Raw genomic sequence first — 21513 nt, 5'->3', positions numbered from 1 at the left:
TGCGAATCGATCCCCTGAATTACCATCCCCGAAAGCATCCTTCCGTCAATCCTGGCCTGAATTTGCGCCCGCCAGCCCACCCCATTTTTAAATTCTTGGGCCGCAACGCCAGCCTCCAAGTCTCTGTTAAAATGGCGGCGTTGTTATTGCCCCGTAGCACCCTTGAGTCCGTCTCTCGATCTTCCCAAGGTTGACGATTTTTTGCAGGAACTCGCTGCAATCCAGCAAACCGGCTCCAAGCGGATCGCCATCCTGGGTTCGCGCCACGTGCCGATTACGCATCAACAATTGATTGAAACCCTCAGCTATGCATTGGTGCTGGCCGGGAATCAAATTATTACTTCGGGTGCTACGGGAACCAACGCCGCCGCCATTCGCGGAGCCATGCGCGCCGATGCCAATTTGTTGACCGTGATTTTGCCCCAAAGTTTGGAGCGGCAACCGCGCGAATCTCGCGATCAATTGGAATCGGTGATTCATCTGGTTGAAAAACCGGAAAATGACCAGCTTTCTTTGGCTGAAGCCAGCTCCCTGTGCAACCACGAAATTATTTCCCGTTGCCAGCAGTTAATTTGCTTTGCCTTCCATGACAGTGTGACCCTGCTGCAAACCTGCCGGGAAGCTGAAGAACAGCGCCGAGTGGTCACGCTGTTCTATTTCGACTAGTTGATTCAACGTCCTGAAATTCGACTAGGTGAAAACGCATGATTTTGGGTTTTAGCATTCCCACTTTGCTGCTGGGTTCAGTTTTTGCGGCGAGCTTTTTGGTCTATTTTCCTTACTTGGCGGTGGCCTATGCCCGGTTCCAGGTGGGGATGGATTTGGGTGCGCCCCGGGCCATGTTCGATCGCCTGCCGGACTATGGTAAGCGAGCCACTTGGGCCCACCAAAACAGCATTGAAACCTTTGCCCCCTATGCCGCTGCGGCCCTGGCGGCCTATGCCACCGGAGTCAACACCCCTGCGGCCGGTTGGGCAGCGGTGGCCTTTGTGGGAGCGCGGGCGCTGTTTTCGGTGGCCTATTTGGCTAACATTCCGCCCCTGCGATCGCTGATGTTTGGCATTGGGCAAATTGCCATGATTTCGCTGTTTGTGCAGGCGCTCCAGCAAATTGCCTAGGGAACCTCATCAGTCACCATCGGCGAGTCTGGTTCTTGGGAACTCGATCGCCCCTGGCTGAAGATTGATCACGAATTGGGCGATTTATTTTGTATTGGTGTGGATTGAAAAATTAGGGTTATGGCTTCGACGTTTTCCTTTGATGTGGTGAGTGAGTTCGATCGACAAGAACTGGTCAACGCGATCGACCAATTGCAGCGAGATTTGAAATCCCGCTACGACCTAAAAGACACCAACACGATCGTTGAGCTGGGCGAAACCGACCTCACGATCGAAACCGCCAGCGAAATGACCCTCGAAGCCGTCACGGCCGTTTTGCGCGAGAAGGCCGCCAAACGAAAACTAGACCTGAAAATCTTTGACTTTGGCGACATTGAATCCGCAAGCGGCAACCGTGTTCGCCAAAAGGTGAAACTCCAAAAGGGCATCCCCCAAGACATCGCCAAACAAATCAGCAAACTGATTCGCGATGAGTTCAAAAAAGCCCAAGCCCAGATTCAAGGCGACGCAGTGCGCGTTTCTGCCAAATCCAAAGACGATCTGCAACTGGTGATCCAACGCCTGAAGCAAGAAGATCTGCCCGTGGCGCTGCAATTTACTAACTATCGCTAGTCCCACCGGCTCCCCGATTCAGGAGCCGGCCCGCCAGCTTGGCAACCCAGAATATCTCGAAGCACTTTGCTGTTTTGGCAAGGTGCTTCGTTTTGGCAAAAGCACACCGCCGCACAACCACGGTCAGATGCAGCCCGATCGCCCCGGTGGCATGGCCGAACCCGATCGTTGTTGCAACCACAACGGGTTAGCAAATGTCTAGAGATCACGATCGGGTCAGCTTGCTCAAGGACAAATTCTAATGCAACAATTTCGCATTAATTAGAATCTGTCTTTTGAGCCAGCCCGATCGCCATGACCATCACCACCTCTGAACAAGCCGCCGTTGAGCTGTATCAAGAGACGCTGGCTCAGGCCCGACACCCCGACTCCACCGATCGACACGATCGCCTATTGGTTTATCCCGCCTGGCTTTGGGAAGGCTACATGCGAGAAGTGGAACTCCGAGAAGGCTTTGAAGTCCAAATTCATCACTACCGGCTGCGCGATCGCTGGGATGCAGTGCTGGCCGAGCGGGCCGAGTGGCTATCGTTCCACTTCCACCTTTCTGGCCAGCACCAAGACACTTACACCGAAGTCCACAATCTGGAATATGCCCTCTATGGCAGTGGTCTGGCCCCCAAGGATTGCATCATCGGCACCGATCGGCACCCGATCTTGGAAGTGCATATTTGGCTGTCACCGTCCGTGTTTCAGTCCTTTGCGGGCCAGGACGGAGAGCTACCGCCCGCCTTGCGCCACCTCGTGCGCCCAGCGGATCAGCTTTATTACACCCGCGTCGGCAAAGTTTCGAGAACCATGCAGCGAGTGCTGTGGCAAATCATTCGCTGTCCCTATCAGGGCATTACCAAGCGGCTGTTTCTAGAGAGCAAGGCCCTGGAGGCGGTGATGTTGGTGTTGGCCGATGAGCTGAAAATTCAGCAGGAACAACAATCAACCCACAGCCCAGCAGCCGCTTGGGAGAACGGTGCGGCGTTGGCAAACCTGAAGCCCGATGATATCGATCGCCTGCATCAGGCGCGATCGATTTTGCTGCAACACCTCGAGCAGCCGCCCTCATTGATGACCCTGGCGCAACGGGTGGGGCTGAACAGCCGGGCCCTCAAAGAAGGCTTTCGGCAGGTGTTTGGTCAGCCACCCTTCACCTATTTACATGACCATCGCCTAGAGCAAGCCAGACAGTTGCTAGAAACCGGCGATCTCAAAGTGTCCGAAGTCGCGGCCGCCGTGGGCTTTGGCGATCGCAGCCACTTCGCCAAGCAGTTCAGAACCAAGTTTGGCATCAATCCCAAGCTCTATCAGGCCCAGCGCAAAAAGTTCTGCTAACCCCCAAAAAAAGTACCGCGACTCACCAAAACGGCTTTGCTTTGCGGTTCGCCCTTGCTAGGCTCCTGAAAGTCTTTCTCAACTGCGGTGTGGGGTCATGGTGAATCGGTTGTCGGGTCTGGTTGTGGCGAGTGTGCTGTCCGTGGCGGGGCCGCAGGCCGCTTGGGCCGAAGACAACGCTCAAATTCCCCGAATACAAGACCTCGGACAGCCGGCCACCAGCCTCCAAGAGTGGCGGGCGCAAATTGAGCGCACCACCGTACAAGTAACCGGCGTGCAACTGAACCGTACTGATACGGAACTCGAAATTATCCTCGAAACCGCCGAAGATAAGCCCCTGCAAATTGATGCGACTCAGTTTCGCGCTGAGGGCGATCGCCTCGTTGCCGATATTCCGAATGCCGTGCTGGCCTTACCCAACGGCCAAGCGTTTGTCGCGGAGAACCCGATCGCGGATATTGCCACGGTGCAGGTGACGCAGCAAGACAGCAACACCATCCGGGTCAGCGTCACCGGAACCAGCGCTCCGCCCAACACCGAAGTAATCCTGACCACAGCCGGACTGGCCTATAGCCTCAACCCAGCGGAGGAGGAACCAGACGAGGAACTTGTGGTCACCGGGGAAGGGCAACGGGGCTATCGCGTGCCCAACTCCTCCACAGCGACGCGGACCGATACGCCATTGCGTGATATTCCCCAATCGATTCAGATCATTCCCCAAGAACTGCTGCAAGATCAACGGGCTGACGTGACCAGCGCATTGCTGAATGCTCCCAGTGTGCGAGTCGGCTCGCCGTCTAACTTTGACGCGGTGCGGGCACAGGTTCGAGGATTTTTCACCTCACCCACCGTCGATGGCATGATCACGCGGGACTTTAATGGGGTTTCTTCCAATATTGGCCCCGACCTAACCGGCATTGAGCAAATTGAAGTGCTGCAAGGGCCCAACTCAATTTTGTTTGGCTCATCCTCACCCGGCGGAACCATTAACTTTGTCAGCAAACGTCCTTTAAGCGATCCCTATTACTTCATTGAAGCCAGCGGGGGTAGCTTCGATTTTTACCGGGGTGAAGTGGATTTGTCGGGCCCCCTCGATCGCGACAAAAACATTCTTTATCGACTGAATGCTTCCTATCGAGATCAGGGACTTTTTACCGACTTCAGCCAAACCAGCAACCTAGTGATTGCGCCCGTTCTCAGCTTTGCTTTGGGTGAAAACACCACACTCAGCCTTGAAGGCACCCATAAGCACTTACAGCGCGACAATGCCACCCATGGCTTACCCATCTTGGGCACAATCCTGGATAACCCCTTGGGAGATGTGCCGCGCAGCCGCAACCTAACGGAAAGTGATGCTGAGGTTAGACAGACCCGAATTGGCTACAAACTGGAGCATCAATTTAATGAAAATTGGTCATTAAATCATGCATTTCGGTATGGATCGATGGAGTTTGACACCTTTGGCCGATTTCCAGGGGCACTTGGTGCGGATAATCGAACTTTATCAACCAGCTTCTCTGACATTTCCGATCAGTATCTTGATTACCGGATGACCACAAATGTGGTGGGTAAGTTTGCAACCGGTTCCATTCAGCATCAATTATTATTTGGGGTTGATTTAGGGCGATCGGATATCGAACTACGATTCACGGGGTTAGAAGGCCCGCCCATTGATCTATTTGATCCCACCTTTGGGGCATCCCCCGGGGCAGTGACCTTTAGCAGTAAAGACGACATTGTGACCGATGAGCTGGGGATTTTGCTGCAAGATCAAATCGCCCTGGCAGATAACTTGAAGGTGCTGATCGGTGGTCGATTTGACATGTTCAAGCAGACTGGGGATTTTGGTAATCCCGATCTGGTTCAGTCGGGTGAGGCGTTTAGTCCCCGGCTAGGGATTGTTTATCAACCGATCGAACCGATTTCTCTGTATGCCAACTACAGTCGATCATTTGAACCCACGATCGGGCGGTCTCGCGACGACAGTGTTTTTGAACCCACTCGGGGAACCCAGTTTGAAATGGGTGTAAAAGCAGATTTGAGCGATCGGCTGTCTGCAACCTTGGCTTGGTACAACATCACCCAAAAAAATGTGCTGACCACCGATCCCGTTGATGACAATTTCTCAGTGCAAACGGGAGAGCAACGGAGCCGGGGTGTTGAACTCAGCGTGGCGGGGGAGATTTTGCCAGGGTGGAATATCTTCGCCAGCTATGCCTACAACGATGCGCGAATCACCGAGGACAGTAACTCGGATTTGGTGAATAACCGTGTTCAACGCACCGCGCCCCATGCGGCGAGTTTGTGGACAACCTATGAAATTCAAGCGGGTGATTTTCAAGGGTTGGGATTTGGGGTGGGCTTGTTTTATGTGGGCGATCGGGCCGGTGACAATGCCAATACGTTTGAGTTGCCCAGCTATCTGACAACCGATGCCGCAATTTTTTATAAACGCAACGGATTCCGCGCGGCCATCAACATCAAAAACCTCTTCGATGTGGAGTATTTTGAAGGCTCTTTCAATCGCAACCGCATCTTTTATGGAGCGCCCCTAACGGTGCAAGCCAGCCTTTCTTGGACATTTTAGATCAAGCGATCGCCCATCTTTTTAGCATCCCTGAGGGAAAAGATCATGGAATTCACTCAGCAGCAGCCACCCAAAACACAGAGTCGGTTTTTTCGTTCTCCAGTTAGAACAATCTCTTTTTTACTCCATCGTTGGTTGGGTCTAACGGTTGGAATTCTACTGAGCATTGCTGGCTTGACAGGTAGCATCCTCGTCTTTTGGCATGAGATTGATCATTGGGTACTAACCCAGCAGTTTGGCGCTGTGATTCCCACGGGCGTGATCATACCGATCGCTGCCGTTGTTGATCTGGTCAACGGTGCTTATGGGGATAAAAATTGGCGACTAACCACCGTTGTGTCCCCGCAATCATCACACGAAACCTATGAAGCATGGCTAGAAACTCCCGCCCATCACCATTGGCAAGTGCTGATCAATCCCTACGCGGGGCAAATCATGGGCGATCGGGAATGGGAAACCAGTTGGGTTGGCCTGATTTATGAGCTGCATTACAAACTTCTGGCAGGAGATACCGGCACGCTAATTATGGGGATTGTGGCGATACTGACCTTGATTTTGAGTCTAACTGGAATCGTGTTATGGCCCGGTTGGCGAAACCTAAAAGCTGGTTTCAAAATTAAATGGCAGAACGCCCATATCAAACGGATTAACTTCGATCTTCATAAGGTTTCAGGCATCATTACTGCAATCTTTTTGGGATTGATTGGGTTCACCGGGTTTGCTTGGAATGTGCCCCAGGCAAAGGTGACCGAGGCGATCTATGCAGTGACCTTCACCCCCCAACCGGCCGACCCCGTTTCCCAGCCGATTCCGGGTCAACAACCGCTGCCCATTGCTGACTTGTTGCAACGAGCCGATGCGGCAGTGCCCAACGCAGTGGTTACTTATATTTCACTGCCTGCCAAGCCAGAATCTCCGTTCTTGGTTGGCAAACGGCAAGCCCAAGAACGCTCGGAATGGGGCAATACAAGATTGGCGATCGATCAGTTTAGTGGCAGCGTCATTCGGTTGGCGGATGGGCTAAAACCGACTCGTGCCGAAGCTATTATTAATCAATTTGATCCGGTTCACTTTGGCACTTTCGGTGGTATGCCAACCCGAATTCTTTACGTTTTCGTTGGGTTGGCTCCCTTAGTCCTTTTGATCACCGGCTTCGTGATGTGGAAGTATCGGCGCAGAGTTCCCAAGCCGGGTCATTCTTAAGTCAATGAAGTTATTAGTTGCCCTACGGGTCTGGATTTGGAGGCGATCGCTCAATTCAGGACAGATGACCCGCTAAATCCCTAAACCCAATATTCACGAGGGCCGCACGATCGCAATTGGGCAGGGTGGATTGGTGCGATCGTCGATCAATTTTCCAGCCATTGAACACGAGACCAACCTCAAAGCGATGTTCTAGGGGTGTGATCGTGTGGGCCATCGGCTGGGAGAATCTCATACGCACTGGTTAACAATCACCCAAAAATCGCTACCATGGCATTAGCTTTGTTGGCGATCGCGACGCTAGTGCTGTCTGGAAAACCGATGCGCTTTATTAATCCTAAAACCGATTACGCCTTCAAAAAAATATTTGGCTCCGAACAAAGCCAAGATATTTTGATTAGCTTTCTGAATGCGGTTTTGTATGAGGGAAACTCTACGATTCGTGATCTAGAAATTCTCAATCCGCATCTTGGGCCCAGAATTCGTGGTTTCAAGGATACCTATCTTGATATCAAAGCAACGATCGCCGATGGTCATGGACAAACCGAGACGGTGATTATTGAAATGCAGGTCTTGAATGTCGAAGGTTTTCAAAAACGTATTCTCTACAACGCTGCGAAGACTTACAGTAATCAACTGGCGATCGGTGATGGCTATACGGATCTACAACCGGTGATTGCTCTCACGATCGTTGATTTTGAGATGTTTCCTGAGCTGGATCAACTCATTTCGCGCTTCGTGCTGAAGGAGAGAACCTATTTGACGGATTATTCATCCATCTATGATATTGAGCTGGTGTTCATTGAATTGCCTAAGTTCCAAAAAGAGCTTGCAGATCTAGAAACCTTAATGGATAAGTGGTTGTATTTTCTGAAAGCTGCCCGAAAGCTGGAGTCTGTGCCACCCAGTATGGGAGCGGTTCCTGAAATTCAGAAGGCTTTTGCGATCGCTAACCAAGCGAACCTGAATGCTCAAGAGCTGGATGAGTTGGAGCATCAGGAAATTTTTATTCAGGATCAGCGCAATTCAATCAAAAAAGCGCTCAGTCAGGGTATTGAGCAAGGCATTGAACAAGGTATTGAGCGGGGTATCGAGCAGGGAAAACTGGCGGCGCAACGGGCGATCGCCCAACAATTGCTGGGTGTTTTAGATGATGAGGCGATTAGTCGCACTACGGGTCTTGATTTGGAGGCGATCGCCCAACTCAGGCAGGATGACCCGTTAACCTCCTAAAACTAATCTCCATTCTTCATGGAGGCTGCATGGTCGTGATAAGGTGCGATCTCTATTTCACTAACGACTAAGGTGAGGCACGGAGCGCAGCAGAGTTGCCTCCACCGTCTTGTTAGGCGTTTGGGATAGGCGTTCGCGGGTGCAAGCTGGTTGCCTGCATCCGCTTGTTCGACCTCTTTTGGGTTCACAGACGGCATTATCAAGAGAAAATCCTCGCCAAAGCTTGCACGGACTGTCCCCCTGAATAGCCAACAATTCCTACAGGAATTTTGCCTCCTGTTGCTTCAATAATTTTTGCAGCAATGACAGGAGTAAATGCTCCGCATAACTCTATGAACTGAACACCCTCGGCAACGAGTTCTACCGATAACTGCACCGCGATCTCTGGGTCAGGAACTGCAATGATCGTGCTTCGCATACCACCTCGTTCGATAACCATCCGATCCACGGCAGGATTTACCTCTGGTGCGTCAAAGAAGAATGCCCACTTTATCATAATTTTTGTATTGGTTTTCGATTTTACGTTCTTTGCCTAACTATTTATTAGACCGCATGTGCAGGATAACTTTCCCCAGATGGGTGTTGTCAAGCAACTGCGGTCTAAACTGGGTATTTGGGTATTATTGAGTGTTATCCTGCACCTGCGTGATAACACTCATAATTACAGGGCTTTTGCCGCAACTAGAGTGATGGACGCACCACAGCTACCCAAGCTTCTTGATCGCGTTCGACAGACTGCCCGCTTCCGGCATCTCAGTTGCAAGACAGAGACATTCTATCTGTACTACGTCCGAGACTTCATCCTATTTCACCAAAAGCGCCACCCCAAAGACATGGGCGTGCCAGAAGTCCAAGTCTGCCCATCAGTATGTTGATACTATCGACCTATCGCAACCTCCACTCACTCACATTCTCAATCTAGGTGTTTGTAGCCCTTTCGATAAACCCATCTAGCCATCGGTAAAACGATCGCCCGTTGAACCCAGCCTGCTTGATCGCCCGTCGGAACCAACGCAATGTTAGGCAATGGGCACAACATGGAGGCGTAACCCAAGCACCTGCAAAACCTTGAGAACCGTAGCAAACTCTGGATTGCCTTCAAGGGACAAAGCCTTGTAGAGACTTTCACGCCCCAACCCTGTTTCACGGGCAATCTGGATCATCCCTTTAGAACGAGCAATATCGCCTAATGCTGCTACGACCAGGCTAGGATCGCCCTCTTCAAGGGCAGCTTCCAGATAAGCAGCAATATCTTCCTTGGTTTCCAGATGATCTGCCGCATCCCAAACATGAGCTTGAACGATCGCCATAGAAACTCCCTATAGGTTGTTTGCTAAATCTAAGGCTGTTTTGATATCTCATTCCTGAATACGCTTACCTCCTCCTACAAAAAGATAGGTGGGCAATACCCACCCTTGTCGATTCATTGCCACCGATCGCGAAGCAACGATCGCCCCCCCGATCAAATGCTTACAATCACATCAAGCACCGAGCTGAGTCGAGTCCCCATTGCAGTTGGGTCGTGGCTGGGTCGTAGCAGAGCCGTAGGGTGCATGGGAGCAATCTCGGTTGTGAACGACCATTGCCCCTCACCTCCCATGCACCGCCACCCGTAACGCATTTACGACCATCCCCGATCGGTTGGGTCGCCTCAATTCTCGGTGCATGGGAGCACGAATTAACCCTTTCGTGACCATTGGGGCGTACTCCCATGCACCCTACGGTTGGTCGATTTTCCGCCACCCACGCCGAAGAAACGATCGCCCCTGATCGCCTGGGCCGCCACGATCGCCCCAGGCCAGCAGCAACACCCGAGCCACATCGGGGCAAGACTGGATAAGAAGTAGTAGGATTACGGTGTAAATTTGCCCCCTCTGGGCGATCGCCCGCTTCTTGCCCGGCCGGCAAGCCATCACCGATGTTGTTGTCTCGTCCCGTATGAGTTCTGCCCTTACCGAACTGGCGATCGTTGCGGCCTTGACGGTTGCGAACGGGATTTTTTCAATGTCGGAAATGGCGATCGTCTCGTCGCGCAAGACGCGCCTGCAAAACCGGGCGGAACGGGGCGATCGAGCGGCCCGCGCAGCCCTGGCCCTGGCGGAATCGCCCAACCAGTTTTTATCCACCATCCAGATCGGTATCACCCTGATCGGCATCCTGACGGGGACTTTTGGGGGCGCTTCCTTGTCGGCGGAGTTGCGGCCCATCCTGGAAGCCGTGCCGCCATTAGCCCCCATGAGCGGGGCCCTGTCGGTGGTGATTACCGTGGCGGGCATTACCTACCTCTCGTTGGTGGTGGGCGAGCTGGTTCCCAAGCGGCTGGCCCTGGGCAATCCGGAACAGATTGCGGCCAATGTGGCGCTACCGATGCGGTGGCTGTCGCGGATTACGGCTCCGGTGGTCTATTTGTTGAGCCATTCCACGGATCTGATTGTGCGATCGCTCGGAACCACGGTTTCCAGCGAGCCGCAGGTGACGGAAGAAGAAATTAAGCTGCTGTTGCAACAGGGCACGGAAGCGGGCACGGTCGAAGAAGCCGAGCAGGAAATTGTAGAGCGGGTGTTGTCTCTGGGCGATCGCCCCGTCAGTTCCGTAATGACTTCCCGCCGAGAGGTGGTGTGGCTGGATTTGGATGCGCCTTTGCACGAGACGATCGAGCAAATCATCAACAGCCACCACCAGCGATTCCCCGTCTGTCGCGACAGTTTGGATGAGGTCGTTGGGTTCATTCAGGTGAACGACCTGTTGGCCCAAACCCTGATGAATCAGACTCTGAATTTAACGGATTGCCTGCGTCAGCCGTTGATTGTGCCGGAAACCACGGGCACGTTGCGGATTTTGGAGATGTTCCGCGAAACGGGGCTGCATATTGCCTTGGTGGTGGATGAGTACGGCGTGGTGCAAGGGTTGGTGACGATCAACGACATGCTCGAAGCGATCGTGGGCGACCTGACCGATGTCGATGAGGAAGACACGCCCAAGGTGGTGCAGCGGGAGGATGGTTCCTGGCTGGTGGATGGGATGTTGGCGATCGAGCGGATGCGCGATGAATTGGATATGGCTGAACTGCCCGGTGAGCGGGAAGGGCGCTACCAAACCGTGGCGGGCTTCGTGATTGCTTCGTTGGGCCACATTCCCAAGGCTACGGATACGTTTCACTGGAATGGCTTCCGGTTTGAGGTGGTGGATATGGACGGCAACCGGGTTGATAAAATCCTGGTTTCCAAACCCAGCACGGCTCCCAGCACTTCAGAGCCGCCCACGGCTGATTAAGGGAAGCACGACCTCAGAATCACGCTTAAATCACTTAAATACCTTTGGGCCGAGGGCGATCGCGCTGGGCAACTGTCACAGCGTCTTGATGGGATGGGCGGTTTTGTTGGGGTCGATCCAGGTGCATTGGCCAGGTGCATTGGGTTGACCAGTTGGTCAGCGGGTTGATGAACGGATTGATCGCGAATCGAGCACCCCAACCGTGATCGACTTCGAGATTTTTTGATTAATTTCGATCGACCCATTTCCCGATCGACCCATTTCCCGATCGGGCAACTTTCGCAGCCAATTAATGTACTATATTCAAAATAGGCTCTGATAGATTTTGGATCAATTATTCAAAATCCAATTGAGGCTGCCCGTTAGTTGCGAGCAAATTACAAAATTTAAAATCTTTAATCATATAACAAATTGTGCTTAATCAGGTAAGGGGTGATCACCTGACCCCCTTGTGGAAAACTGCCCGATCGGGGCAAAACCTGTGGAAAACCTGTGGAAAAGTACCCCTATTCTGTGGAAAACCTGTGGAAAAGTACCCCTCTTTCTGTGGAAAAAAAAAAGTGTCTGTGGAAAACTTGACTAAGTATAAATACCCTGTGGAAAAACACCCCCCCTTTTTCCACAGGGTTTTCCACAGGGTGTGATCGCTGAAAGGTTCATGAAATAAGGATTTTTTTGAGTTTTCCACATTTCCACAGGGCCCTACTACTACTATCTATTTAAAAAATAAGAAAGAGAAGAAGAGATAGATAGTCCAGCTCAAAAATTTTCTTGGAAACGGCCAAAATTCTTCGGGGAGACGGTCTGTTTCTCTCGAACTCAGGATCCAGTTTTGAGCCTAGTCGATCGAGCCGGAATCGCAACCGACCGGTGAGGCAGTGGCCGCTAGGGGCTGGAGACGACAGGGTTCGAGTTGGGCTGAGTTTGAAACCCAGCGGTTGACGGATCCGAAAACGGCTAAAACCTAGACAGAATTAGGATCTGAGCGTTTAAAATTCGCTTCGCTTGGGGCTGAGTCGATCGGCAAGTTTGAGGGCGATCGAACCCTTTGAAAACAGCTAAAACCCAAGCCAGGCTTTGATTGTTGCGATCGCGCTTCGATTTTCCGCAGGGTGATCGGGCCGCAAAGTCACGGGTTGCTCTCGATGGCCAAAACGGCGATTTTGGGTTAAACTCAGGGCTGCTCATCGGGGCCAAATTTCCCCCGGCGGCGGTCGCCGTTTTCCACAGAACAGCCCCGAAACCCAAGCCCCAGAAGCCATGAAGCTGCTTTGCGCCCAAAGCGACCTGAGTGCCAACCTGTCCCTAGTCAGCCGTGCGGTTCCGTCGCGGCCGACGCACCCGGTTTTGGGCAATGTGCTGCTGACCTGCGATGCGGGCACTCAGCGCGTGAGTTTGACCGCCTTTGACCTCAGCTTGGGCATCCAGACCAGCTTCCCGGCGGAAGTGGAAGATTCTGGGGAAATCACGTTGCCGGCCAAGCTTTTCGCGGACATTGTGGGCAAGCTGCCCACCGGCACGGTGTCGCTGGATGCCAACGAGGACTGCTCAGCGGCGATTTCCGCCCAGTCCAGCCGCTACCAGATTCAGGGCATGAGCGCCGAAGAATTCACAACCCTGCCGGTGGTGGAAACGGGCGAAGCGGTTTACCTGCCGGTGGCGGCGCTGTTGGAGGGGATGCGCGGTTCCCTGTTCGCTGCCAGCAACGACGAAACGAAGCAGATTTTGACCGGGGTTCACCTGTCGGTGGAGACCGATTCCCTGGAGTTTGCGGCCACCGATGGCCACCGGTTGGCGGTGGTGCGGGCGGCGATGGTGGAGGACGAAGAGACGGAAACGGGTACGGTGGAACCCTTTGCGGTGACGGTTCCGGGCCGGACGCTGCGGGAGCTGGAGCGGATTTTGGCGGCGCAGCAGTCGAGCGAACCGGTGGCCCTGTACTGCGATCGGGGGCAGTTAGCTTTGCAGTGGGGGGATTATTACCTCACCAGCCGCACCCTGGAAGGGCAGTATCCGGCCTACAACCAGCTCATTCCTCGCCAGTTCGATCGCCAGGTGACCGTGGAGCGAAAGCTGTTGCTGGGGGCGCTTGATCGAATTTCGGTGATTGCTGACCAAAAGAGCAACCACATCGTCAAGTTCTCGATCGACGCAACGAACCAAAGCCTTGGCATTTCAGCCGATGCGCAAGATGCGGGCAGCGGTCGCGAGACGATCGAATCGGCCCAAATTTCCGGCGAGGACATCGACATCGCCTTCAACGTCAAGTACTTGATGGAATCGCTGAAAAACCTGACCACGACAGAGATTCAGCTTCAAATGAACACGCCCACCAGCCCGGTGGTGATCACGCCCTTGGGTGGCGCAAAGGCAACCCATTTGGTGATGCCGGTGCAGGTGCGGAGCTAGGTTCCGGTTGACCGCTGGCGCTAATCGCTTGGTGTTATTGGTGTTAATCGCTAGTTCAGTTGCCCTTGCTTTGAAGTTTCCTAGCCTGGGCCGAATTATTGAAGATCATACCCGTTGCGGTTGCTAGCAGCCCCAGGAAGCCCAGTGAAATGCGACTGACAAGGGATAGATCGAATTTCCAAAATCAGCGGCTTTTGCGGCAGTTTTTGCCTCAGTTGGGCCAATGGCTGGGGATTGTGGGGGCGATCGCCTGCTGCTGGGCGGCTCCCGTTTGGGCAGAATCAGCCCCGATGTCAGCCCCGATGATGTCGCCGTTCGTGACTGACCCCAGCGTTTTGGCGAGTGCCCTGGCGAGTGCCCCGATCGCGATTCCCGCCACGCCTAACCCACAACTGGCACAAGACCTTGTAAACAATCCGGGGGATCCGGGGACTTTTGATCGGTTCTGGGCCGACCTGGCCGGATCGCAAGTGATTTATCTGGGGGAAGTTCACGACCGATCCGCCGATGTGCCGATCAAATTGGAGGTTATCCACAGGACTTTTCAACAGGTGGAAAACTTTTCGCGCCAGGGTCAGCCCGGCCGGCTGGTCATTGCGCTGGAAATGTTCCAACAGCCGTTTCAGTCAGTCTTGGATGATTACTTGGCGGGGCGGATTGATGAAGCCACCCTGCGCGATCGCACGGAATTTGATCAACGCTGGGGATTTGATTGGGAAATTATTGCGCCGATTTTGCGGTGGGCACGCGATCGGGGTGTGGCCGTGGTGGCCTTGAATTTGCCTGTGGAAGTGACCCGCCAGATTGGTCGCCAGGGCTGGGATGCTCTCCCCGCCGAGGCTTGGCAATGGTTGCCCCCACCCCATGAATTGCAATTGGGATCTGCGGGTTACCGGGCCTGGCTGCGAGAAATTTATGACGAAATCCATCAGCAGCACGGAGTCAGCGCCCAAAGTAGCGCCCAAAGTTCTGCGAGTGCCGATCGCACGGAACGCTTTAACCGATTTTTGGCCGCTCAGGCCGCTTGGGACGAAACCATGGCGGCGGGCATTGCCCGTTTGCTGCAACGGCCGGGCGATCGGGTGGTGACCATTTTGGGGCGGGGTCACATGGTCTATGGGTGGGGTGTGCCTGATCGCCTGGCCCGGCGCAAACCCGATGTGGTGCAGCGATCGATCCTGTTGGGCCCCCTGGAAGCCCCCGAAATTTACCGCGATGGGCGATCGATCAGTCACTACTGGTGGCCCAGTGCTCGATCGACCCCGTGAAATTACTGATTAATCCAAGGGTTGATTAGTAATATTATGAGTAAACAAGACCAACTCGTAACGGCAACTCATTAGGAATGGCCAATTTAGTGCCGAATTTCTAATTTAGGGACTAATCCAAATCCTAATTTAAAGCCTCATTCAAGGTCTAACTCACTGATCCATTTGCGCTGGAGCTAGCTGATCAGTTGGTGATTATTGGTGATCAATTCGCCCTTGCGGACTCGGTGTACCAGAGTCATTGTGCGGTTTCCTCGAATCGCTGTCTCCAGCACAATTCATTGGTATTGGCTCATTTGTATTGGCGCACCTTAACCGAGTCAATTCAGTTAAATTAACTTGCGCCAATGCCCATAAACTTGCAAAAATGTGCAGAATATGGGCAAAACTAGCTAGTTTCGATCTGGCTCCCCGCGATCGGGGATGAACCGGTGAGTCAGACTTAACAGCGTTGATCAGGGTTTGTCATCGTCTTGGGGAGAAGTGAGTTGAGTTCTGCGTCCGTTTCGGAGGCTCCGACGTTTCAGGAGCGAGTTGCGCATCTGACCGAACAGCTTGAGCAATTTGCTCAAAAAGACCTTGATCCAACGGTTCGTGATGAATTAGCACTCGATATTCTGTGCGATCGAGATACCTTGCAAGTCATCCTTAAGGACTTGGCAAAGCATCAGCAACTGGAAGCTGCCACCGTTTCAGAAATCGACGCGCTCGATCGTCGCCTGGCAACCCTGGACTCAAAATTTCTGGCCATTGCGGCTTTGCCCCGTTGGCGAGATACCTTCGATCCTGGCCCTAATGCCTGGTGGTGGTTTCCCGAAGCCGAAGGCTCCAAACCCAAAATTGCAACCCGACGACGGGAAATTTTCTGGCGGGGGGTGTCCGTGGTGTCCCTCTTGGCCACGGCCAGTGCCGCCAGCACCATCCTGCCGGTTTTCTCGATCGGGGGATTTGGCTTAGGAGAAGCCCTGGCCAGTGCAGGCCAGGTGACCGGGCTGGCCGTGTTGGGGCGTGGCGTTCTCACTCCCGAAGGAACCAAGGCCCTCAAACGGTTTTGCGCGAAGTTTTCAATTCCCGGTCAGTGGTACAGCGAGGCGATCGCCGCCTTTTCCATTACCCTTGGCGCTTTGTCCATGTGGGCCGCCCAAGATGGTTTGCCCCGGTGGTTTAACTATGCCGCCAATCAGCACTATCAACAGGGCGAGCTAGACGAAGCCCGTGTGAATTATCAAAAAACGCTGTCCCTGATGCCCAACAATGATGAGGCTTCATTGGGATTGGGATTGGTCTATGAATCCCTGGGGCAACTGAAGGAAGCGGGCGATTCCTATCGGCAAGTGGCTGACCAAGGCGATCCGATCGCCCTCAGTCGATTGGCACGGGTGCAATTTTCCTTGCTATTGAAAACCAATCGCCCCGACAAGCTATTACAAAATCAACAGACTTCCGAAGTGGAAGCTCTCTTGAAACTAGCCTTACACCGCGTTGAAAAGCGAAATTTGTCAACCTCAGAGGCCGCTAACCAGCGCTATCAAATTTACCGAAATTTAGGATGGTTGCGTTGGTGGCAACGGGACTACATTGGTGCAGAAGCGATTCTCAAACGCGCCATTAAAGAGGATGAATCTTTTCCCGAACAACAGCTCGGAACGGGGCTTTCCCATTGCCTATTGGCACAAATGTATCGCGAAGAGAAACGGGATTCAGAAGCCGAGCAAGAATACACCATTTGTCTTCAAAAATCTCGCCCAGAGACCCTTTCAGAATATGAGTGGTTCTTCCAGGTTGGCCAAGGCCGAGTGGCTACCTGCATTGACACAAGCGCGGTGATGCGTGGCACCACTCGAGAAACTATTCAAAAACTCCCCCTTTGCATGGATGATGCTGCGGAACGGAACAAGTTGAGAACGCCGAATCCAGGCCAATCTACGCCTTCTGCTGTGCCGTCTGTTGTACCTGCTGCTGCGCCGAGTCCTGCTGTGAAGACGACGGGATCTCCCAGTCCCTAACCCAGGGAAGAAATTGAAGAGGAGGAAGGATCCCGATCACCCGTTGCGCCACTCGATCGACTATCCAAAACCGATTGGGTCAGTTGCACAATTTCCGGAAATGCGAAGTTTTCCGTTAAGTGGGTCAGGGTTTGGCAGAGATCGTAATAGGGGCTAGGAATCTGTTGCAAGAGTTGAGTAATGGTTTGATCAGAACAGGTGAGGGCCGCATGGTGTAAAGCGGCAATCCAAGCCTGGGGCATCACCGATAAATCCACGGTGGGTGACGGGTCGATCGAACCGATGGGGCTGAGGGCATGATCGGGAAAATCAGTTTTGAGTTCTGCATAACGGTACTTTAAGGGCAAATATTTCGCCATCATCTGAAAGGGTTGATCGAGGGCAAAAGGCTTGCTCATATAGTCATTACAACCGGCCGCGATCGCCAGCGAAGGATCATCGGCAGATCCCTGGGCCGTAATGGCAATGATCGTGGTTAAGGAAAAGGGTGCTTGATGCTTACTTTCCCAACGCCGTTGCTCCAGAGTGCGAATTTTTCGTGTTGTGGCATAGCCATCTAATCCTGGCATTCGCAAATCCATCCAAATCAGATGGGGCTGCCAAGCTTGCCATTGGGCGATCGCCTCCAAGCCGTTTTGGGCTTCGCGAATCTGCAACCCCAAACAGGACAGCAGCCGCACCAAAAGTTGGCGATTTTCCGTTTGATCATCCACTACCAAAATTCGATAGTCCGTGCGATCACTTGCTAATCCCACAATTTGGGGAATCGGCGTATTGGTTTGCGACATCGCCTGATGAGTCACCAAAACGGGGATATAAAAACGGAAAAGGCTGCCTTGGCCCAGTTGGCTTTCAGCGGTAATTTCTCCGCCCATTAGCTCCACCAGTTGCCGACTAATGGCTAAACCCAAGCCAGTTCCACTATGGGCATCTTGGTGATCCGTTGCCTGCACAAAATCATCAAAAATGGTTTCCAAATGTTCAGGAGCAATGCCAATTCCACTATCTTGAACCTCAAACAGTAAGGTGGTTTGGGTGGGTGTGGAGGGCGATCGCTCCGTTGGTGAGCCATTCGCTGAAACCGAATGAGAAATGGTCATTGTCCCGGAGGAAACTGCCTCAAAATCGGGAATATTTGGGGGGGAAATTTCCGCAATAGGGGGGAACTGGGTTGAGCTACTGTCGTGGGAACGTAGCCGCACTCGAATAAAGCCCGTTTGTGTAAACTTCAGGGCGTTGCTAATCAAATTAATCAAAACTTGCTCTAGCTTTCGGCCATCAACCAGGGCATGGGTGGGCAATAATGCGGCCAGTTGTAAATCTAGCTGTAGGCCCTTGTGTTGGGCTTGCAACAAAAATAGATCGGCCACACTTTGCATCAATTCCCGTAGGTTAATGACCTGAGGCGCGAGGGTTAATTTACCGGCTTCAATTTTAGAAAGATCTAAGATCTCATTGATGAGTTTTAAAAGATGCTCACCACTGCGATAAATTCGCTGCAAGTCGTCACGCTGGGTGGGTGATAGAACCGCTTCTCGCTGCAAGATATTGGTAAATCCCAGAATGATATTGAGAGGGGTTCGGAGTTCATGGCTCATTTTGGCCAGGAAGGTACTTTTCGCGCGGTTAGCCACTTCTGCGGCTTCTTTAGCTTGATGTAGCTCCCGCTCCACTTGTTTTCGATCGCTGATGTCACTGAGGATGCCAATCAGGCAATCTTGACCTTCCAAATAACTGATGGTGGCTGAGAGAAGAACCGTTTTAATTTCGCCAGATTTGGTGCGAAATTCTGTTTCAAATTCACGAATCCAACCTTGTTCCTTGAGAACTTTCCGAAATTCTGTTAAATCATTGGGATCTTTCCAGAGCTGCATCTCGGTACAGCTTTTGCCTACTATTTCTATGTGAGAATAACCTAAAATGCGTGTGAAATTATCATTAATATTAAGGCAATAACCATCATTGATTTGGGCAATCCAGGCGGCTTCTGGCCCCGCTTGAAAGATAGTGGCGAATTTTAATTCCGATTGACGCAGGGCCAGTTCCATCCGTTTTTGATCGGTGATGTTGGTGATGGTGCCCACCAGTTTCACCACTTGACCCTGTTGATCAAAAATCGGTTCGCCTCGGCTAATGAGATAGATCGTTGACCCGTCGCGGCGTTGGATGCCATGTTCGATCGTGTAGGGAATACCTTGTTCGATCGCCTCAGTAACAGTGGCCACAAATCGCGGGCGATCGGCCTCGGGGAGCAAATCAAAAAGGTCAGGGTGGCCCGGTTCCTGGGCATCGGGTTCCAATCCCAAAATGCGAAATTGTTCCGCTGACCAAGTGCTTGTGCCCGTCGCCACATTAAATTCCCAACTGCCCACCTGGGCAATCCGTTGGGCTTCCGTGAGGGCAGCCGTTTTCTGCGCTACCTGTTGCTCCAGGTCACGGGCATAGGTGTGGCGGAGTTGGTCGGCCGCTTGCAAGGCTCCCACCATTTGCTGAAAGGCTTGGGTTAAGCGATTCACTTCCGCCACCCGCGTTTTGGGCAGGGGGTTGGCATGTTGGCCGGCGGCGATCGCCCGGGTTGCCTCTGTCAAATTGCGCAGCGATCGGCTCAATCGTTTGGCCGTCCAAGTGCCCGTTCCCAAGGATCCTGCCAAGGCCAACAAACAAAACCAAACATTTTGGCGATGATTAGCCTCAATCTCACCAATGAAATCGGCTTCCGGAACCGCCGTGACCACGAGCCAATTCAATCCATAGGCATCTTGGTAGGGGGTGACCTTCGTAAACAACGTGCCATTTTGAAAGGCTAATCGCCACCGTTGTTCCGTTTGAATGGTTTGCCAGTGGGGATCTTTTTGTTGAAGCTGCTGGGCAATGGCCCTGGTTTCTGAATTACGACTTTGGGCCAGCGATAATCTGGTGGGATAGGGTTGGTTAGGTTGCTGAATGTAGGGCAATTCCAGGGTTGAAGTGGCTACTAAATTGCCCGATCGATCCACAATAAAAGCCTGACCTCGGGGCGAAATTTGTAACTGATTCAGAAAGGTATTCAACCCCGACAGTAAAACCGTGCGGCTTAAAACGCCTCGAAAATTACGATTGCCATCATAAATGGGCAACAATGCATCAATGCCCAACATTGGAATCACGCGATGGGTATAAACCGGTGACCAAGTGGGCTGGCGACTACTTTGGGCCCGTTGAAACCAGGCCGTTTGCCGCACATCATCGGTGATTTGATAGGCGGCTTCCAAGGGTTGCCCTTGGTCATTCACCCGCGAGTAGAGGCGCTGGCTGGGAAGGTTGGGGCTGGCCTCCGCCAGGAACTGGGTGCCCACGGGATAGGATTTGCCCGTTAATTGCTCAATTTGTTGGCGCAATTCCAGGTTGACCGATCGCACATAGCCCACGAGCAAGCCCCGATCGTTGGCAAACATGGCCGCCACCAGACCGGGATCCGTGGCCATCTGTTGCCATAGATAATCGCGCCAAGGGGTGGGGTTATCTAACGGCAGCTTGCCCCCTTGGATCGCTCGGCCATTGGCGGCCAAAGTGTGTTGTTGCTTGCTGAGCAGACTATCCACATGATCACGCACCCGGTGATCCACAGCATCCAGCAGGCGATTGGCCAAATTTTCCACGGAGGTTTGACCGCTGCGGTAGGACCAATAGCCGACCAAGCCCACCGCCCCCACCACCTGCACCACAAAAGGAACCGTCAACACCCAAAACAGGCTAATGGCCGCAGATCGATCGGGCTGATTTTGGCCATGCCGCCGCCGCGAAATCCGTTGCCAAAGGCCTTGGATTCGACGAGGGAGCCGCATTTTTCGCCAGCGTTGCTGTTGAAGATTCATAGGCTCATGCGGGACTGACGGGGCAATTCAGGCGCGTTCAGGGGCCCTTGTCCTAGCGGTTTGGGAAATGATTGGGAGACTGGAGGCAGCGGTTTGGGTCGGGAATGGTCGGTTTGATTTGGGGCATGGGCGGGTAGTGGCATCCCAATCGCTCAACGGTGGATGACCTGACTGCAATGGGGCGATCGACCGGTTGGCAATCCTCGACTGCGATCACAATCGGGGCGCGATCGGACTCTGATCGCACCGTTGCCTAATCAATCGCTTACAACTGGTATTAACACTATCAGCGACTGATGATCTGTAACGCTATCTACCTACTAATCGAGTAGATCTACTGAAGCGTTAGAAATATCACAGCGTTCTTTGCTCGATCGCTTGAACTCATATTGATAATTCTATTGATATCAACTTATGGAACTGAGATTTTATAAGTTTTGTAAGTGTGCTGAGCTGGCAAGAAATTGCCTTTGATGGCTCAGATTAGTTGAAAGTCTGATTCACCTAGTCAGCCGCTGAAAAATTGCCTTAACTAACCATACTAACCCATGGGAAAGAATTTTGACTTGTTGGAAATTACGGCGAGTTAGTCCACCAGAGATCACAAGAGTCCCAGGATGATAA

General features: G+C 52.7%; 17 protein-coding genes. 13 read left to right on the top strand and 4 right to left on the bottom strand.

Annotation, left to right across the window (positions count from 1 at the left end):
• The first annotated feature begins 162 nt into the window (after positions 1-162).
• The 3 genes from AC2IAX_RS10645 to AC2IAX_RS10635 all read left to right on the top strand — a co-directional run bounded on the left by AC2IAX_RS10645 (position 163) and on the right by AC2IAX_RS10635 (position 1730).
• Positions 163-666: a DNA-processing protein DprA gene (locus AC2IAX_RS10645; protein WP_099533428.1), complete on the top strand. Its 504-nt coding sequence runs from the start codon at positions 163-165 to the stop codon at positions 664-666.
• A gap of 38 nt (positions 667-704) precedes the next feature.
• Entirely contained in the window at positions 705-1118 is a 414-nt protein-coding gene (locus AC2IAX_RS10640; RefSeq protein WP_494387482.1) for an MAPEG family protein, read from the top strand.
• A gap of 120 nt (positions 1119-1238) precedes the next feature.
• Entirely contained in the window at positions 1239-1730 is a 492-nt protein-coding gene (locus tag AC2IAX_RS10635; protein WP_494387481.1) for a YajQ family cyclic di-GMP-binding protein, read from the top strand.
• Here AC2IAX_RS10635 and AC2IAX_RS10630 read toward each other — a convergent pair.
• Positions 1717-1911, bottom strand: coding sequence for a hypothetical protein (locus AC2IAX_RS10630; RefSeq protein WP_494387480.1), 195 nt, complete (start codon positions 1909-1911; stop codon positions 1717-1719). The two genes, AC2IAX_RS10635 and AC2IAX_RS10630, sit on opposite strands and share 14 nt — an antisense overlap.
• 113 nt (positions 1912-2024) lie before the next feature.
• Between AC2IAX_RS10630 and AC2IAX_RS10625 the strand changes: the two genes are divergently transcribed.
• The 4 genes from AC2IAX_RS10625 to AC2IAX_RS10610 all read left to right on the top strand — a co-directional run bounded on the left by AC2IAX_RS10625 (position 2025) and on the right by AC2IAX_RS10610 (position 8079).
• Positions 2025-3056 (top strand): helix-turn-helix domain-containing protein, encoded by a 1032-nt coding sequence (locus AC2IAX_RS10625; protein WP_494387479.1) that lies wholly within the window; start codon positions 2025-2027, stop codon positions 3054-3056.
• A gap of 97 nt (positions 3057-3153) precedes the next feature.
• Positions 3154-5643, top strand: a complete 2490-nt coding sequence (locus AC2IAX_RS10620) for a TonB-dependent siderophore receptor (protein ID WP_494387478.1) — start codon at positions 3154-3156, stop codon at positions 5641-5643.
• Between the two features lie 45 nt (positions 5644-5688).
• Positions 5689-6846: a PepSY-associated TM helix domain-containing protein gene (locus tag AC2IAX_RS10615; RefSeq protein WP_494387477.1), complete on the top strand. Its 1158-nt coding sequence runs from the start codon at positions 5689-5691 to the stop codon at positions 6844-6846.
• Positions 6847-7167: 321 nt separating this feature from the next.
• A complete protein-coding gene (locus tag AC2IAX_RS10610) occupies positions 7168-8079 on the top strand; it encodes an Rpn family recombination-promoting nuclease/putative transposase (protein WP_494390357.1) in 912 nt (303 codons plus the stop codon).
• Positions 8080-8278: 199 nt separating this feature from the next.
• On the opposite strand, the gene AC2IAX_RS10605 is transcribed toward AC2IAX_RS10610, so the two are convergent.
• A complete protein-coding gene (locus AC2IAX_RS10605; RefSeq protein WP_494387476.1) occupies positions 8279-8575 on the bottom strand; it encodes a DUF6506 family protein in 297 nt (98 codons plus the stop codon).
• Positions 8576-8654: 79 nt separating this feature from the next.
• Here AC2IAX_RS10605 and AC2IAX_RS10600 point away from each other — a divergent pair, with 79 nt between their 5' ends.
• Positions 8655-8954 carry a phage integrase N-terminal SAM-like domain-containing protein gene (locus tag AC2IAX_RS10600; protein ID WP_494387475.1) on the top strand — a complete coding sequence of 100 codons (300 nt, stop codon included), beginning with the start codon at positions 8655-8657 and terminating at the stop codon, positions 8952-8954.
• Between the two features lie 144 nt (positions 8955-9098).
• On the opposite strand, the gene AC2IAX_RS10595 is transcribed toward AC2IAX_RS10600, so the two are convergent.
• Entirely contained in the window at positions 9099-9389 is a 291-nt protein-coding gene (locus tag AC2IAX_RS10595) for an addiction module antidote protein (protein WP_494387474.1), read from the bottom strand.
• A gap of 401 nt (positions 9390-9790) precedes the next feature.
• On the opposite strand from AC2IAX_RS10595, the gene AC2IAX_RS10590 reads away from it, so the two are divergent.
• The 5 genes from AC2IAX_RS10590 to AC2IAX_RS10570 all read left to right on the top strand — a co-directional run bounded on the left by AC2IAX_RS10590 (position 9791) and on the right by AC2IAX_RS10570 (position 17035).
• Positions 9791-9919 carry a hypothetical protein gene (locus AC2IAX_RS10590; protein ID WP_494387473.1) on the top strand — a complete coding sequence of 43 codons (129 nt, stop codon included), beginning with the start codon at positions 9791-9793 and terminating at the stop codon, positions 9917-9919.
• Positions 9920-10017: 98 nt separating this feature from the next.
• Positions 10018-11352 carry a hemolysin family protein gene (locus tag AC2IAX_RS10585; protein ID WP_494387472.1) on the top strand — a complete coding sequence of 445 codons (1335 nt, stop codon included), beginning with the start codon at positions 10018-10020 and terminating at the stop codon, positions 11350-11352.
• A gap of 1260 nt (positions 11353-12612) precedes the next feature.
• Positions 12613-13761, top strand: coding sequence for a DNA polymerase III subunit beta (gene dnaN, locus AC2IAX_RS10580; protein WP_393011252.1), 1149 nt, complete (start codon positions 12613-12615; stop codon positions 13759-13761).
• Between the two features lie 194 nt (positions 13762-13955).
• Positions 13956-15029: a ChaN family lipoprotein gene (locus AC2IAX_RS10575; protein ID WP_494387471.1), complete on the top strand. Its 1074-nt coding sequence runs from the start codon at positions 13956-13958 to the stop codon at positions 15027-15029.
• A gap of 488 nt (positions 15030-15517) precedes the next feature.
• Positions 15518-17035: a tetratricopeptide repeat protein gene (locus AC2IAX_RS10570; protein WP_494387470.1), complete on the top strand. Its 1518-nt coding sequence runs from the start codon at positions 15518-15520 to the stop codon at positions 17033-17035.
• Here AC2IAX_RS10570 and AC2IAX_RS10565 read toward each other — a convergent pair.
• Positions 17032-20889 (bottom strand): ATP-binding protein, encoded by a 3858-nt coding sequence (locus AC2IAX_RS10565; protein ID WP_494387469.1) that lies wholly within the window; start codon positions 20887-20889, stop codon positions 17032-17034. The two genes, AC2IAX_RS10570 and AC2IAX_RS10565, sit on opposite strands and share 4 nt — an antisense overlap.
• Positions 20890-21513: the final 624 nt, after the last annotated feature.

This window comes from Limnothrix sp. HT2024 (assembly GCF_059138625.1).
The sequence above is the reverse complement of the archived record's forward strand: the minus strand, read 5'-3'. Positions and strand labels throughout refer to the sequence as shown.

Bases quoted from the DNA above. Each gene is read 5' to 3' on its own strand.
- dnaN (WP_393011252.1), top strand. From the start codon at position 12,613: ATGAAGCTGCTTTGCGCCCAAAGCGACCTGAGTGCCAACCTGTCCCTA.
- AC2IAX_RS10590 (WP_494387473.1), top strand. From the start codon at position 9,791: ATGCACCCTACGGTTGGTCGATTTTCCGCCACCCACGCCGAAGAAACG.
- AC2IAX_RS10640 (WP_494387482.1), top strand. From the start codon at position 705: ATGATTTTGGGTTTTAGCATTCCCACTTTGCTGCTGGGTTCAGTTTTT.
- AC2IAX_RS10610 (WP_494390357.1), top strand. From the start codon at position 7,168: ATGCGCTTTATTAATCCTAAAACCGATTACGCCTTCAAAAAAATATTT.
- AC2IAX_RS10600 (WP_494387475.1), top strand. From the start codon at position 8,655: ATGGGTGTTGTCAAGCAACTGCGGTCTAAACTGGGTATTTGGGTATTA.
- AC2IAX_RS10615 (WP_494387477.1), top strand. From the start codon at position 5,689: ATGGAATTCACTCAGCAGCAGCCACCCAAAACACAGAGTCGGTTTTTT.
- AC2IAX_RS10565 (WP_494387469.1), bottom strand. From the start codon at position 20,889: ATGAATCTTCAACAGCAACGCTGGCGAAAAATGCGGCTCCCTCGTCGA.
- AC2IAX_RS10595 (WP_494387474.1), bottom strand. From the start codon at position 9,389: ATGGCGATCGTTCAAGCTCATGTTTGGGATGCGGCAGATCATCTGGAA.
- AC2IAX_RS10605 (WP_494387476.1), bottom strand. From the start codon at position 8,575: ATGATAAAGTGGGCATTCTTCTTTGACGCACCAGAGGTAAATCCTGCC.
- AC2IAX_RS10585 (WP_494387472.1), top strand. From the start codon at position 10,018: ATGAGTTCTGCCCTTACCGAACTGGCGATCGTTGCGGCCTTGACGGTT.
- AC2IAX_RS10625 (WP_494387479.1), top strand. From the start codon at position 2,025: ATGACCATCACCACCTCTGAACAAGCCGCCGTTGAGCTGTATCAAGAG.
- AC2IAX_RS10635 (WP_494387481.1), top strand. From the start codon at position 1,239: ATGGCTTCGACGTTTTCCTTTGATGTGGTGAGTGAGTTCGATCGACAA.
- AC2IAX_RS10620 (WP_494387478.1), top strand. From the start codon at position 3,154: ATGGTGAATCGGTTGTCGGGTCTGGTTGTGGCGAGTGTGCTGTCCGTG.